We start from the raw sequence: 15,147 nt of genomic DNA on the forward strand, positions 1-15,147 counted from the left end.
GTACGGGAATTGGCGTGCGGGGCGGGCTTCATCGGGCGGTGTCCGAGGAGTGGGGCGTCGGGCTCGGCGAGGCGGAGGTGGTCGGCGAGGGGCTCGGGGGCGGGAGGGTCTTCGCGTACGACCTCGGCGGTGTCTTCGCGTACGTCTTCGTGTCGCTGGCCGTCGACATCCGCTCGCCGTTCCACCGGTACCGGATCGCCTGCTCCCCGCCGTCCGCGCACGGCTGGCGCAGCACCAGGTCGGTGCCGAGCTGTTCGACGGTGACGCGCTTGCCGCGCGCGAGCAGGATCGGGACGACCTCGCCGCGCAGCTCGCGGTAGGCCGTGATCACCGTCGAGCCGCTCTCCGTGTCGATGGCGACGAGGAGTTCGGGCCGGCCGTCGCCGGTCAGGTCGGAGAGGCTCGGCGGGCGGATCCCGGCGCGGCCGGGGCGGTGTATGAGCTCCCGGTCCGCGTACTGCTTCACGCGCGGGTCGGCCTCTAGGACGTCCTGTACGGACATCTGGCCGAGGCCGCCCGCCGGTACCCGCACGCCCTCCAGCGGCCGGGGCGGCGGCTGATGCTCGGTCGTGTCGGCCGCGGGCGACTTCGGCGACCGGCCCGACCAGGACGGCCAGACCGCCTCCGGACTCGGCTGCACGGCGACGGACGGCGCGGTCTCACCCCGGGCGAGCCCGCCCGGCGCACCGCACCCGGCGAGCCCGAGCAGGGCTGCGGCGAGCGCGACGGCGACGGCGGCGACGGAGGCGCCGGGCAGCAGTCGGGAACGGGAGATCATGGCGCCATTCGTCGCTGGGAGCATGGGGGAGGGGAGGGGGAGGGGGTGGCCGACCGACCGGGGGACTTGCCGGGGATTCGGCTGGTGGCCGGCCACCGCTGTCGACGGTAGGCAGCGCCCATCACGGAAATCCGGACGTTGTGTAACAGACGGCAGTAGAGCGGGCGGATTCTGTACGTCGGGACTTTGGTCCCGGGACCTGCGGTAACGTCCCCGGCCGACCTGGAGCCACTGCAGACATGGAGGCAGACATGGAGCAACTCCCCGACATCCCCGTCGACATCGTGCTCACGGTGCTGACGACGACCGACTCCGCCGACAAGGCCCGCTCCCTCGCCGAGGGCGCCGTCGCCGCGCGGCACGCCGCCTGCGCCCAGGTGTCCGGGCCGGTCACGTCCGTCTACCGCTGGGAGGGCGCCGTCACCACCGACCAGGAGTGGCAGGTGCTGCTCAAGACGACCGCCGACAGCTACCCCGCCCTGGAACGCTGGATCACCGACACCCACGACTACGACACCCCGGAGATCATCGCCACCCCCGTGGTCCGCGGCAGCGCCGACTACCTGCGCTGGGTCCGGGCGGAGACCGCGAAGTGACCGACCCGGCCGGGCAGACCTCCCCGCAGCCCTCCGCCCCGCTGCCGTTCTTCGTCTACGGGACGCTGCGCCCCGGCGAGTACCACCACGACGCCCACCTGGGCGGCCGCGTCGAGGCGCAGACCCCCGCCCTGCTCCCGGACGCCGCCCTGCACGAGGGCCCCGGCTACCCGTACGTGGTGGAGGAGCCGGGCGCCGGGCCCGTACACGGTGAACTCCTCACCGCCAGGCCCGAGTCGTACGCCGGTCTCCTCGGCGAGCTCGACCGCCTGGAGGACTACCGCCCCGGCGACCCGGACAACGACTACGAACGCGTCGCCCGCGACGTGCGCCTCCCGGACGGCTCGGCCCGCCGCGCCTGGGTCTACGTCGCCGCCCCGGCCGTACGCACCCGGCTGCGCGCCCGCGCCCGGATCATCGCGAGCGGGGACTGGCGGACGGTGCGGTAGCTGTGCCGGTGGCGGTGCCGGTGCCGGTGGCGGTAGCTGTGGCGGTGGCGGTAGCTGTGGCGGTTACGCCGCCTCCGCCGAGGCCGTCCGCTCCAGGCGCACCGCGCACACCTTGAACTCCGGCATCCGCGACACCGGGTCGAGCGCCGGGTGCGTGAGCGTGTTGGCCCGGCCCTCGCCCGCCCAGTGGAACGGCATGAACACCGTGTCCGGCCTGATCGTCCGCGTTACCTTGGCCGGCGCGACCGCCGTACCGCGCCGCGACACCACCGTCACGTCCTCCCCGTCCGCCACACCGATCCGCGCGGCGAGCTGCGGGTGCAGCTCCACGAACGGGCCGGGGGCGGCGGCGTTCAGCTCGGCCACGCGCCGGGTCTGCGCCCCCGACTGGTACTGCGCCACCACCCGTCCCGTGGTCAGCAGCACCGGGAACTCCGCGTCCGGCTCCTCCGCGGCCGCCCGGTGCGTCACCGGTACGAACCTGGCCCGCCCGTCCTCAGTGGCGAACCGGTCCAGGAACAGCCGCGGCGTCCCCGGGTGCACCCCGGCCGACACGAACTCGCCGCCCTCGCCCGGCAGTTCGCCTGACGGTTCCCCCGGGAGTCCGCTCGCCGGATCGCCCGGGAGCCCGCTCGTCGGATCGCCCGGGAGTCCGCTCGTCGGATCGCCCGGGAGCTCGCTCGTCGGATCGCCCGGGAGCTCGCTCGTCGGATCGCCCGGGAGTCCGCTCGTCGGATCGCCCGCCGGAACGCCCTCGGGATCGTCCGCCGGGTCGCTCGCCGGGTCGTCCGGCGTCGCGTCGAGCCCCGAGTCCTCCCCGTCTCCGGAGGCGCCGTCGGTCCCGGCCTGCGCCGGGCACGGCCAGAACACGCCGTCCTCCTCCGCGAGCCGGCGGTACGTGATCCCCGAGTAGTCGGCGGGCCCGCCCGCCGAAGCCCGCCGCAGCTCCTCGAACACCTCCTCCGGGTCCGTCGGGAACCCCTTCTCCACGCCGAGCCGCGCCGCGAGCTCATGCAGCACGAACAGATCCGTACGGACCCCGTCCGGCGGCGTGATCGCCCGCCGGCGCAGCAGCACCCGCCCCTCCAGGTTCGTCGTCGTACCGGTCTCCTCCGCCCACTGCGTCACCGGAAGCACCACGTCCGCAAGGGCGGCCGTCTCCGACAGCACCACGTCCGCCACCGCCAGGAAGTCGAGCGAGCGCAGCCGCCCCTCGACATGCGCCGCACGCGGCGCCGACACCACCGGGTTCGAGCCCATGAGCAGCAGCGACCTCACGTCCCCGCCGAGCGCGTCGAGCAGCTCGTACGCGCTGCGCCCCGGTCCCGGCAGGGACTCCGGGTCCACGCCCCAGACCTCCGCGACATGCGCCCGGGCCGCCGGATCGGTCAGCTTGCGGTAACCCGGCAACTGGTCCGCCTTCTGGCCGTGTTCGCGTCCCCCCTGTCCGTTTCCCTGTCCCGTGAGGCAGCCGTACCCGGAGAGCGGCCGCCCCGCCCGGCCCGTCGCCAGGACCAGGTTGATCCACGCGCCCACCGTGTCCGTGCCCTTGGACTGCTGCTCGGGCCCCCGCGCGGTCAGCACCATGGCGTTCTCCGGCGCGCAGAACAGCCGTACCGCCTCCCGCAGTTCGGGCACCGACACCCCGGTGATCCGCTCCACCAGCTCCGGCCAGTGCGCCATCGCCCCGGCCCGCGCCTGCGCCCAGCCGCTCGTACGCTCCCGGATGTACGCCTCGTCCGTACGCCCCTCCGCCACCACCAGGTGCAGCAGGCCGAGCGCCAGCGCCAGGTCCGTGCCGGGGCGCGGCGCGAGGTGCAGGTCGGCCTGCTCCGCCGTGCGGGTGCGGCGCGGGTCGACGACGATCAACGTGCCGCCGTTCTCCCGCAGTTCGGTCAGGTAGCGCAGCGCGGGCGGCATCGTCTCGGCGAGGTTCGAGCCGACCAGGATCACGCAGCCGGTCTGCGGAATGTCCTCCAGCGGGAACGGCAGGCCCCGGTCGAGGCCGAACGCCCGCTGATGGGCAGCCGCCGCCGACGACATACAGAACCGGCCGTTGTAGTCGATCTGCGACGTGCCGAGCACGACCCGCGCGAACTTCCCCAGTCCGTACGCCTTCTCGTTGGTCAGCCCACCTCCGCCGAACACCCCGACCGCGTCCGGACCGTGCTCCGCGCGCGTGCGGGACAGCCCTTCGGCGATCCGGTCGAGCGCCTCCTCCCAGGTGGCCGGTTCGAGCCTGCCGGTGGCGTGGGTCCGGATCAGCGGCTCGGTCAGGCGCACCCGGGAGGACAGCACCTCGGTCGCCGTACGGCCCTTGCCGCACAGCGCGCCCCGGTTGACCGGGAACGCCCGCTCCACCACGGCCAGACCCCCGTCCCTACCGGGGTCCTGAGCCAGCCCCATCCCGCATTGCAGCGCGCAGTACGGGCAGTGCGTGGGGGTGGGCGATGCCGTGGTGATGTGCATGCGCTCCAGCGTGGGTCCGGCTTGTTACGGAGCACGGTGTGCCGGGTTACATGCCAGGTACGCGTACCTCAGCGGCCGCGCCGGCCGGCGGTGAGGACCCGGAATCACTCAGCGCTCGGACGCCAGCGCCCGCGTGATCCCGTCCTCGCGCGGGCCCAGGAAGTGCGGGTCCGGCTCGAACAGCGCGTCGGCCGCGGCCTTGCCGGAGGCGATCAGCTCTCTGACGCCGCCGTAGTACCAGGTCGCGTCGTGCGGCTCGTCCACCCCCACGCCGTACGACTCCACGCCCGCGTCGCGGCAGAGGGCGACCGCCCTGCGTATGTGGAAGCCCTGGCTGATCAGCACCGCGCGGTCCACGCCGAAGATCTTTCTCGCGCGCACGCACGAGTCCCAGGTATCGAAGCCCGCGTAATCACTGACGACCCGCCGGTCCGGGACGCCGCGCGCGGTCAGGTATCTGCGCATCGCGTCCGGCTCGTCGTACTCCTCCCGGCTGTTGTCGCCCGTGACCAGGACCACCTGGACGCGGCCCGCGCGGTACAGCTCCGCCGCCGCGTCGAGGCGGTGCGCCAGGTACGGCGAGGGCTCGCCGCCCCACAGACCTGCCCCGAACACCATCGCGACCTGCGTGCGCGGCACGTCACCGGGGTCGCGCACCCGGTCCGCCGCCGCGGCGTGCATCCACGTCGCCGGCAGCAGCGCCAGGACGCAGGCGAGCATCACGGCCTGCACCGTGAGCCGCCACTCCCGCCGCCCCCGCGGCCACCGCATCCACGGCCGCCGCCGCAGCCACCGCCGACTCTCCGCCCGGCTCTCCCCGCCCCGCATGCTTCCCACGATTCCCCCGTTCCCGGCTTCCCCCGCGGCCCCCCGGCCCGGTCCGCCGTCGACCGACCTACGAGGACAAGTGTGCGACGAGGGTCTGACAATCGCCGCCCCGCCCTCGTGAGCCGGGGGACATCGACCGTCATCACCGTGCAATCACCAGGCAACGTCGGCACGCCAGCCTTGTCCCATGACGCCGACCCACACACCCGGCGAACACCCGGGGCCCCCAACGGAAACCCTGGCCACCGCGCCCCGCGAGCCCCTGCGGCGGGCGGACGCGGTGCTGCCGGGGGCGGCAGCGAACCTGGGGGCGGCAGCGACCCCGGGGGCTCTAGCGACTCCGGAGGCCGTAGCGAACCCGGGGGCGGCAGCGACTCCGGGGGCCCCGGAGGGCTGGGGGGCCGCAGCGACTCTGGGGGACGAAGCGGTCTGGGGGGAGGCCCGGAAGGCGCCGGAGGCCCCGGAGGCTCCAGGGGCCCCAGAAGCCCGGGAGGCCCTGCTGGCCTCCCAAGTCCTGCTGGCCCCTCAGGCCCCCCAGGCCCCCCAGGCCCCCCAGGCCCCCCAGGCCCCCCAGGCCCCCCAGGCCTCCCCGGACCCTCTGGCCACCACGGCATCGCAGCTCCTCGACCAGATCACCAGCCACGCAGGAAGCCGCCTCAGCCACCTCAGCCGCCTCAGCCGCGTCCGCCGCACCGCTCCCCGGAGCCCCGTCGCGCCGCCGCCGCTGGTCGTCGTGGCGCACGGAAGCCGTGACCCGCGCACGCTCGCCACCGTGCGCTCCCTGCTCGCCACGGTGCGCGCGCTGCGGCCGGGGACGGCCGTCCACCTCGGCCACATCGAGCTGAACGAGCCGCTGCTCCCCGACACCCTGGCCCGGCTCGCCCCCGGCCGGGCCGTCCTCGTACCGCTGCTGCTCGGTCGCGGCTACCACGTCAAGCACGACCTGCCCGCTGCCGCCGCCGCGGCCCCGCACCTCGACGCCCGGGTCGCCGCGCCGCTCGGCCCCCACCCGCTGCTCGTCGACGCGCTCCACGACCGGCTGGTCGAGGCGGGCTTCCCGGAGGAAGCGGGAACCGGCGTCGTGCTGGCCGCCGCCGGTTCCCGCGACCCCGAGGGCCTCGCCGACACCCGCGCCACGGCCTCCGCCCTCGCCGAGCGCCTCGGCGTCCCCGTCGTCCCCGCGTACGCCTCCGCCGCGTCCCCGACGGTCCCCGCCGCGGTCCGTGCCCTCGCCGCCCTCGGCCGCCACCGCGTGGCCGTCGCCTCGTACTTCACGGCCCCCGGCCGCTTCGCCGCGCAGTCCGCGGGGGTGGCTCCGGGCGTCGCGTCCGCCCCTCTGGGCACGCATCCGGCGTTGGCCGGACTGCTGGTGCACCGTTACGACGAGGCGGCCCGCGGGTTCGCGTCGTCGTCCCCGGTCGGACAGGCCCCTCTCGCCGCGTCGGCGTGAGGCGGACGGGCCTGGGGAAGCTCGTCCTCCAGCCCCTCGGCCGCCACCGCGTGGCCGTCGCGTCGTACTTCACCGCCCCCGGCCGCTTCACCGCCCCCGGCCGCTTCACCGCCCCCGGCCGCGGGGGTGGCTCCCGGCGTCGCGTCGGCTCCTCTGGGTACGCATCCGGCGTTGGCCGAACTGCTGGTGCACCGTTACCGCGAGGCGGCCCGCGGGTTCGCGTCGTCGTCCCCGGTGGGACAGGCCCCTCTCGCCGCGTCGGCGTGAGGCGGACGGGCCGCAGGAAGCTCCCCGAGGGGCGGAGCCCCATGCGCTGGCCGCTGGGGGACGAGCCGGTGGACGCCACGCGCGGGCTACTGTCGACGCATGTCCTGGACGTATGACGAACTCGCCACGGAGCGCTGGGCGCCCGAGCCCGACAAGCGGCCCGGCCGGACGGCCTTCCAGCGTGACCGCGCGCGCGTGCTGCACTCCTCCGCGCTGCGCAGACTCGCCGGCAAGACGCAGGTCGTCACGCCCGGCACGCGCAGTCAGGCCTGGGACGCCAGCCCCCGCACCCGCCTGACGCACTCGCTGGAGTGCGCCCAGGTCGGACGCGAGCTGGGCGCCGCGCTCGGCTGTGACCCGGACCTGGTCGAGACGGCCTGCCTGTCGCACGACCTGGGACACCCGCCCTTCGGGCACAACGGCGAGCAGGCCCTCAACGAATGCGCCGCGGACGTGGGCGGGTTCGAGGGCAACGCCCACTCGCTGCGCCTGCTCACCCGCCTCGAACCCAAGCGCTTCATGCACGCCGAGGACACCGGCGAACCCGTCAGCGTCGGCCTCAACCTCACCCGCGCGGCGCTGGACGCCGCCACCAAGTACCCGTGGCCGCGCGGCGCACACCCCACCGACCCGGACTCCGTGAAGTTCGGCGTGTACGACGACGACCGCCCCGTCTTCGAGTGGATCCGCAAGGGCGCCCCCGGTCACAGCACCTGCTTCGAGGCCCAGGTCATGGACTGGTCGGACGACGTCGCGTACTCGGTGCACGACGTCGAGGACGGCCTGCACGCGGGCCACATCGACCCCAACTGCCTGCACGCAGAGCCCGAGCGCGAGGAGATCTTCGCCGTGGCCCTGGGGCGGTACGTTCCCGAGGACACCGACCCGGCCGAGCTGTCCGCCGCCCTCGACCGCCTCCTCGACCAGGAGTGGTGGCCGCACGGCTACGACGGCACGGCGGTCGCCCAGGCCCGCCTCAAGGACGCCACCAGCCAGCTGATCGGCCGCTTCTGCCTCGCCGCGGAAGGCGCCACGCGCGCGAGGTACGGCACCGGCCCCCTCACCCGCTACGCCGCGGAGCTCGTCGTACCGAACGAAACCCGCCATGAATGCGCCGTCCTCAAGGCCGTCGCCGACCGGTACGTGATGCAGCGCGACGAACAGGAGCGGCTCCGGGCGGACCAGCGCGTCGTCATCGCGGAGCTCGCCGCGGCCCTCACCGCGCGTGCGCCCGAAGGCCTCGACCCGCAGTTCCGGGCCCTGTTCGACGCGGCGCCGCACGACACCGCGCGGAAGCGGGTCGTGATCGACCAGATCGCGGCGCTCACCGACGCCTCCGCGCGGACCCTGCACGCGCGTCTGGTGGGCGGCAGGACCTGACCCCGGCCCGCCGCGCGCACCTGATGTGATCGAGCCACACAGGGGTGACACTGAGGGGACGGCCCCTTCCCCCACTACGCTCCGTGCGGGACGCTCGAGATGGCGGCCACGCTGCGTGCGGGACGCCCGCAAGTGGCGGCAAGGTTGTGAGGAGGCATCAAGTGGTCGACGCGGATCAGACGTTCGTCATCGTCGGAGGCGGACTGGCCGGGGCCAAGGCGGCCGAAACCCTTCGTGCGGAGGGCTTCACCGGCCGGGTGATTCTCATCAGTGACGAGCGCGAGCACCCGTACGAACGCCCCCCGCTGTCCAAGGGCTTCCTGCTCGGCAAGGAGGAGCGGGACAGCGTCTTCGTGCACGAGCCCGCGTGGTACGCACAGCACGACATCGAGCTGCACCTCGGCCTACCGGCCGTAGCCGTCGACCGCGCCGACAAGGCGGTCCGCCTCGGCGACGGCACCCGCGTGCGCTACGACAAGCTGCTCCTCGCCACCGGCTCCGAGCCCCGCCGCCTCGACATCCCGGGCACCGACCTCGCGGGCGTGCACCACCTGCGCCGGATCGCGCACGCCGAGCGCCTCAAGGGCGTCCTCGCCGCGCTCGGCCGGGACAACGGCCACCTGGTGATCGCGGGGGCCGGCTGGATCGGCCTGGAGGTCGCGGCCGCCGCCCGGGAGTACGGCGCGGAGGTCACCGTCGTCGAACCCGAGGCGACGCCGCTGTACTCCGTCCTCGGCCCCGAGATCGGCCGGCTCTTCGCCGATCTGCACCAGGAGCACGGCGTCCGCTTCGACTTCGGCGTCCGGCTCAGCGAGATCACCGGCCAGGACGGCATGGTCCTGGCCGCCCGCACCGACGACGGCGACGAGCACCCCGCGCACGACGTCCTCGCCGCCATCGGCGCCGCCCCGCGCACCGCCCTCGCCGAGGCCGCCGGGCTGACCATGGCCGACCGGGCGCACGGCGGCGGCATCGCGGTCGACGCGAGCCTGCGCACCTCCGACCCGGACATCTTCGCGGCGGGCGACGCGGCCTCCGCCGACCACCCGCTGTTCGAGACCCGGCTGCGCGTCGAGCACTGGGCCAACGCCCTCAACGGCGGCCCGGCAGCCGCCCGCGCGATGCTCGGCAGGCCCGTGACGTACGACCGGGTGCCGTACTTCTTCTCCGACCAGTACGACGTCGGCCTGGAGTTCTCCGGCTGGGCGCCGCCCGGCAGCTACGACCAGGTGGTGATCCGCGGGGACGCCACGAAGCGGGAGTTCATCGCGTTCTGGCTGTCCGAGGGGCGGGTCCTCGCGGGCATGAACGTGAACGTCTGGGATGTCACGGAGCCGATCCAGGCCCTGATCAAGGCCGGGGCCCGCCCCGACCCGGACCGTCTCGCGGACCCGTCCGTTCCGCTGGAATCGCTCCTGGAGGGCTGACGGACCACCGACCCGGACTGTCACACCGGCCCCGTAGAATTCACGCGTGGCAGGACGGATCAATGACGAGGACGTGAAGGCGGTACGGGACGCGGTCCCGATCGACGCCGTCGTGTCCGAGTACCTCCAGCTGCGCAACGCCGGCGGCGGCAATCTGAAGGGCCTGTGCCCCTTCCACGACGAGAAGTCACCGTCCTTCCAGGTCAGCCCGAGCAAGGGGCTCTTCCACTGCTTCGGCTGCCAGGAAGGCGGCGACACGATCGCCTTCGTGATGAAGCTCGACCACCTCACCTTCTCCGAGACGGTCGAGCGCCTCGCCGCCCAGGCGGGCATCACGCTGCGGTACGAAGAGGGCGGGTACAACCCCTCTCACCAGCGCGGCGAGCGCATCCGCCTGGTCGAGGCACACAAGATCGCCGCGCAGTACTACGTGGAGCAGCTGGGCGGCGCCGAGGCCGAGATCGGCCGCAAGTTCCTCGCCGAGCGCGGCTTCGACCAGGCCGCGGCGGCGCACTTCGGCGTCGGCTACAGCCCGGCGGGCTGGGACCACCTCACGCGCTACCTGCGCGGCAAGGGCTTCACCGACAAGGAGCTGACCCTCTCCGGCCTCTCCCAGGAGGGCCGCCGCGGCCCCATCGACCGCTTCCGCGGCCGCCTGATGTGGCCGATCCGGGACATCTCCGGCGAGGTCGTCGGCTTCGGCGCCCGCAAGCTCCGCGAGGACGACAACGGCCCGAAGTACCTGAACACCCCCGAAACCCCGATCTACAAGAAGGGCCAGGTCCTCTACGGCGTCGACCTGGCGAAGAAGGAGATCGCCAAGTCCTCCCGCGCGGTCGTGGTCGAGGGGTACACGGACGTGATGGCCTGCCATCTCGCCGGTGTCACCACCGCGATCGCCACCTGCGGCACGGCCTTCGGCGGCGACCACATCAAGATCCTCCGCAGGCTGCTCATGGACAACGGCTCGGCCCGCGTGATCTTCACCTTCGACGGCGACGCCGCGGGCCAGAAGGCCGCCCTCCGCGCCTTCGAGGACGACCAGAAGTTCGCCGCCGAGACGTACATCGCGATCGCCCCCGACGGCATGGACCCCTGCGAGCTGCGCCTCGCGAAGGGCGACGAGGCGGTAGTAGACCTGGTCGAACCCCGCACGCCCCTCTTCGAGTTCGCCCTCCGCCAGATCGTGAACCGGTACGACCTGGAGACCCCCGCGGGCCGCGCCGCCGCCCTGGACGAGGCCGCCCCCATCGTGGCCCGCATCAAGAACAGCGGCGCGCAGCACGAAGTGGCCGTCGAGCTCGCCGGCATGCTCGGCATCCTCGACACCCAGTTCGTCGTCAAGCGCGTGGCCCAACTGGCCCGCTGGGCCCGTGACCGCGGCGGCCGCGGCCCCGCCCCGCAGCAGTCCAGGGAGCACGCCCCGCAGTACGTCCAGGGGGCGCCGCAGAACAGGCCCCCCGGCGGCCCCGCCCTCAACCTCCGCAGCCCCGCCCACCGCACCGAGCGCGAGCTACTCAAACTCGCCCTGCAGTACCCGCAGTTGGTCTCCCCGGCCTTCGACGCGTACGGCGCGGACGAGTTCACCGCCCCGCCCTACGCCGCGGTGCGCGAGGCCGTCGCGTACGCGGGCGGCGCCGAGCAGGGCGTCCAGGACCCCTCGGACTACCTCGCGCGCGTGCGGGACGCGGCGCCGGACGACACGGTGCGGGCCATGGTCACCGAGCTGGCCGTGGAGGCGATCATGCGGCGCACGGTCGACGAGGTGTACGCCGGCGAGCAGCTCGTCCAGGTCCGCCTGCGCGCCGTCGACCGCCGCGTCCGTGACCTGCAGGGCAGCTTCGCCCGCCTCGGCCCGCACGCCGACCCGGCCCAACTCGCTGCCGCCCAGAACGAGTTGTGGGTCCTCCAGCAGTACGGCCGTGCCCTGCGCGAGCGCGGCGCCGACGCACTGTGACGACGGCCTGAGCGCCTCCCCGTACGCACGCGCGGCGTGCTGTGGCGACGGCCCGCGCCGACGCCCGTATATCCGGGTGGGCGACAGCCCGCGCCAACCCCCGTACGCCCACGCGAAGTTGACGCCTGAGTAACCGGCGGTCACGGACCGGACTCAGAAAGTGGCCGCACGCCCCTCCTCGCGGAGATGTGTCGTACCCCACACTGGGGGCGGTGCCTGAGTCTTCGGAGCGCGGCCGGCCCACCGGGCGTGGGCCCGACAACCCCGCGGATCCGTTCATCGATGACGGGGCGGACGGCGGCGCGGCCGACGGTACCGCCCCGGACGTACCGCTGCCGCACACCCCCGATGCGGCGGCGATCACCCTGGAGGTCGCCCCCGTGCAGACCCAGACCCAGACGTTGACGCAACCGACCCCCGGCGCCGCCGACGTCATCGAAGTCGTACCGCCGCAGAGCCGGGCCGCCCACCACCCGGAGACGGAGACGGAGACGGAGACCGCGGGCGCCGAGCAGGCAGAACCGCAGCCGCGCGACCCCACCGAGCTCGCGGAACCGGCCGAACCGCCCGAGCCCCGCCCCGTACGCACGGAGAGCCCCGGCCCGTCGGCGGATCTGTTCCGGCAGTACCTGCGCGAGATCGGCCGTATCCCGCTGCTCACCGCCGCCGAGGAGGTCGAGCTCGCCCGCCGCGTCGAGGCCGGGCTCTTCGCCGAGGAGAAGCTGACCCGCAGCCCCGACCTGGACGGCCAACTCGCCCTGGACAGCCAACTCGCCCTGGACCTGGACAAGTTGGTCGTCATGGGGCGGATGGCCAAGCGCCGCCTGATCGAGGCCAACCTGCGCCTCGTCGTCTCCGTCGCCAAGCGCTACGTCGGCCGCGGCCTGACCATGCTCGACCTCGTCCAGGAGGGCAACCTCGGCCTGATCAGGGCGGTCGAGAAGTTCGACTACGCGCGCGGCTACAAGTTCTCGACATACGCCACCTGGTGGATCCGCCAGGCCATGTCCCGGGCCCTCGCCGACCAGGCCCGGACCATCCGCGTCCCCGTGCACGTGGTCGAGCTGATCAACCGCGTCGTCCGCGTCCAGCGCCGCATGCTGCAGGAACGCGGCTACGAACCCACCCCCGAGGAAGTCGCCGCACACCTGGAACTGCCGCCCGAGCGGGTCGGCGAAGTGCTGCGGCTCGCCCAGGAGCCCGTCTCCCTGCACGCCCCCGTGGGCGAGGAGGACGACGTGTCCCTGGGCGACCTCATCGAGGACGGCGACGCCGCGAGCCCCGTGGAGTCCGCGGCGTTCCTGCTGCTCCGCCAGCATCTGGAGGCCGTCCTCTCCACCCTCGGTGAGCGCGAACGCAAGGTGGTGCAGCTGCGGTACGGCCTCGCGGACGGCCGGCCCCGCACCCTGGAGGAGATAGGCCGCATCTTCGGCGTGACCCGCGAACGGATCCGCCAGATCGAGTCCAAGACCCTCAACAAACTCCGCGACCACGCGTTCGCGGATCAGTTGAGGGGGTACTTGGACTGAGGTTCGGCTTCCGGACGCGGTCCCGCCCTGCGGCGGAGCCGCAAATGTCACAGCCCCGCGCCCCTATCCGGACCCGGACCCCCTACTCCACCTCCACCACAGCCTCCGCGAACTGCGCCTTGTACAGCCGCGCATACGCACCGTCCGACGCCAACAGCCCCGCATGCGAGCCCTGTTCGACGATCGCCCCGTCCTCCATCACGAGAATCGTGTCCGCGTCGCGAATGGTCGAAAGGCGGTGCGCGATCACGAACGACGTACGCCCGTGCGCGAGCCGTGCCATCGCCTGCTGGATGAGCACCTCCGTACGGGTGTCCACGGAGCTGGTCGCCTCGTCGAGGACCAGGATCACCGGGTCGGAGAGGAACGCCCGCGCGATCGTGATCAGTTGCTTCTCACCGGCGCTGACACCCGAACCCTCGTCGTCGAGGACCGTGTCGTAGCCGTCGGGCAGCGTGCGGATGAACCGGTCGGCGTGCGCGGCCCGCGCGGCCTCCTCGACCTCGGCCCGGCTGACGTCCTTCGACGCCCCGTACGCGATGTTCTCCGCGATCGTCCCGCCGAACAGCCAGGTGTCCTGGAGCACCATGCCGATCCCGGACCGCAGCTCGTCCCGCGACATCTTCGCCACGTCGACCCCGTCGAGGGTGATCCGCCCGCCCGTGACCTCGTAGAACCGCATGAGCAGGTTGACCAGCGTGGTCTTGCCCGCGCCCGTCGGGCCGACGATCGCGACCGTGTGGCCCGGCTCGACCGCCAGTGACAGGTCCTCGATGAGCGGCTTGTCCTCCTCGTACCGGAACGACACCTGCTCAAGGGCGACCGCCCCGCGCAGCCGCGAAGGACGCTCGCCCGGCACCGGGTCGGCCTCCTGCTCGTCCGCGTCGAGGAGCTCGAAGATCCGCTCGGCGGACGCGACGCCGGACTGCACCAGGTTGGCCATCGACGCGACCTGCGTCAGCGGCATCGAGAACTGCCGCGAGTACTGGATGAACGCCTGCACGTCACCGATCGACAGCGTGCCCGACGCCACCCGCAGACCGCCCACCACGGCCACGAGCACGTAGTTGAGGTTGGAGATGAAGAGCATCAGCGGCTGCATGATCCCGCTGTTGAACTGGGCCCTGAAACTCGCCTCGTACAGCGAGTCGTTGTGCTCCGCGAAGAGCTTCGCCGACTCCTCCTGCCGCCCGAAGACCTTCACCAGGGCGTGCCCGGTGTACATCTCCTCGACGTGCGCGTTGACCTTGCCCGTGGACTTCCACTGCTCCACGAACTGCGGCTGCGACCGCTTGCCGACCTTCGTCGCGACGACGAACGACAGCGGCACCGTGATCAGCGCGACCAGGGCGAGCAGCGGCGAGATCCAGAACATCATCACCAGGACGCCGACGATCGTCAGGAGGGAGTTCACCAGCTGCCCGAGGGTCTGCTGGAGCGTCTGCCCGATGTTGTCGATGTCGTTGGTGGCACGGCTCAGCACCTCGCCGCGCTGCCGCTTGTCGAAGTACGACAGCGGCAGCCGCGACAGCTTCGCCTGGATGTCTTCGCGCATCCGGTACACGGTCAGGTTGACCGCCCGGTTCACCAGCCGGGTCGCGACCGCCATCAGCAGTCCGGCGGCCAGGAAGACGCCCAGGGCAAGGAGCAGCATCTCGCCCACGGCCGCGAAGTCGATGCCCTCACCCGGTGTGAAGTCCGTACCCGAGAGCATGTCGGCGACACCGTTGTCGCCGCGCTCGCGCATCGCGTCGAGCACCTGCTCCTTGGTGGCGCCCTCGGGCATGTCGCGTCCGACGATGCCCGCGAAGATCAGGTCGGTGGCCTTGCCGAGGATCTTCGGGCCGACCACGGAGAGCGCGACGCTGAAGAACACCGCCACGAGCATCGCGTACATCGTCACGCGCTGCGGCGCGAACTGGGCGAGCAGGCGTTTGCCCGAGCCCTTGAAATCCAGAGAACGCTGATCGGGGCCGCCCCCGGCCATCATCCGCCCGCCAGGCCCGGCCATCAGGCT

General features: G+C 73.1%; 11 protein-coding genes. 7 read left to right on the top strand and 4 right to left on the bottom strand.

Annotated features, from left to right (window positions below; translation table 11 throughout):
• Window positions 1-28: 28 nt before the first annotated feature.
• Window positions 29-778 carry a hypothetical protein gene (locus QIT00_RS21665; RefSeq protein ID WP_282536995.1) on the bottom strand — a complete coding sequence of 250 codons (750 nt, stop codon included), beginning with the start codon at window positions 776-778 and terminating at the stop codon, window positions 29-31.
• Between the two features lie 251 nt (window positions 779-1,029).
• On the opposite strand from QIT00_RS21665, the gene cutA reads away from it, so the two are divergent.
• Both cutA and QIT00_RS21675 read left to right on the top strand, forming a co-directional pair.
• A complete protein-coding gene (gene cutA, locus QIT00_RS21670) occupies window positions 1,030-1,374 on the top strand; it encodes a divalent-cation tolerance protein CutA (RefSeq protein ID WP_282536996.1) in 345 nt (114 codons plus the stop codon).
• Entirely contained in the window at window positions 1,371-1,823 is a 453-nt protein-coding gene (locus tag QIT00_RS21675) for a gamma-glutamylcyclotransferase family protein (protein WP_282536997.1), read from the top strand. The genes cutA and QIT00_RS21675 overlap by 4 nt, the downstream gene beginning before the upstream one ends.
• A gap of 63 nt (window positions 1,824-1,886) precedes the next feature.
• Here QIT00_RS21675 and QIT00_RS21680 read toward each other — a convergent pair whose 3' ends face one another.
• Together QIT00_RS21680 and QIT00_RS21685 are read right to left on the bottom strand one after the other, a co-directional pair.
• The gene (locus QIT00_RS21680) at window positions 1,887-4,292 is read right to left on the bottom strand and encodes a molybdopterin oxidoreductase family protein (protein WP_282536998.1); all 2,406 of its coding nucleotides are present in this window, start codon (window positions 4,290-4,292) and stop codon (window positions 1,887-1,889) included.
• 108 nt (window positions 4,293-4,400) lie between these two features.
• Window positions 4,401-5,120 carry a SanA/YdcF family protein gene (locus QIT00_RS21685; protein WP_408909819.1) on the bottom strand — a complete coding sequence of 240 codons (720 nt, stop codon included), beginning with the start codon at window positions 5,118-5,120 and terminating at the stop codon, window positions 4,401-4,403.
• Window positions 5,121-5,844: 724 nt separating this feature from the next.
• Between QIT00_RS21685 and QIT00_RS21690 the strand changes: the two genes are divergently transcribed.
• The 5 genes from QIT00_RS21690 to QIT00_RS21710 all read left to right on the top strand — a co-directional run bounded on the left by QIT00_RS21690 (window position 5,845) and on the right by QIT00_RS21710 (window position 13,130).
• Window positions 5,845-6,570 (top strand): sirohydrochlorin chelatase, encoded by a 726-nt coding sequence (locus QIT00_RS21690; RefSeq protein WP_408909820.1) that lies wholly within the window; start codon window positions 5,845-5,847, stop codon window positions 6,568-6,570.
• A gap of 366 nt (window positions 6,571-6,936) precedes the next feature.
• The gene (locus QIT00_RS21695) at window positions 6,937-8,217 is read left to right on the top strand and encodes a deoxyguanosinetriphosphate triphosphohydrolase (RefSeq protein ID WP_282536999.1); all 1,281 of its coding nucleotides are present in this window, start codon (window positions 6,937-6,939) and stop codon (window positions 8,215-8,217) included.
• A 161-nt stretch (window positions 8,218-8,378) separates the two neighbouring features.
• Window positions 8,379-9,644 carry an NAD(P)/FAD-dependent oxidoreductase gene (locus QIT00_RS21700; protein ID WP_282537000.1) on the top strand — a complete coding sequence of 422 codons (1,266 nt, stop codon included), beginning with the start codon at window positions 8,379-8,381 and terminating at the stop codon, window positions 9,642-9,644.
• Window positions 9,645-9,690: 46 nt separating this feature from the next.
• The gene (gene dnaG / locus QIT00_RS21705; RefSeq protein WP_282537001.1) at window positions 9,691-11,601 is read left to right on the top strand and encodes a DNA primase; all 1,911 of its coding nucleotides are present in this window, start codon (window positions 9,691-9,693) and stop codon (window positions 11,599-11,601) included.
• Between the two features lie 212 nt (window positions 11,602-11,813).
• On the top strand, window positions 11,814-13,130 hold the full coding sequence (locus tag QIT00_RS21710) for an RNA polymerase sigma factor (RefSeq protein ID WP_282537002.1): 1,317 nt from the start codon (window positions 11,814-11,816) through the stop codon (window positions 13,128-13,130).
• 82 nt (window positions 13,131-13,212) lie between these two features.
• Here QIT00_RS21710 and QIT00_RS21715 read toward each other — a convergent pair whose 3' ends face one another.
• The gene (locus tag QIT00_RS21715; RefSeq protein WP_282537011.1) at window positions 13,213-15,141 is read right to left on the bottom strand and encodes an ABC transporter ATP-binding protein; all 1,929 of its coding nucleotides are present in this window, start codon (window positions 15,139-15,141) and stop codon (window positions 13,213-13,215) included.
• Window positions 15,142-15,147: the final 6 nt, after the last annotated feature.

The organism is Streptomyces luteolus (genome assembly GCF_029968015.1).
Lineage (GTDB): Bacteria > Actinomycetota > Actinomycetes > Streptomycetales > Streptomycetaceae > Streptomyces > Streptomyces luteolus.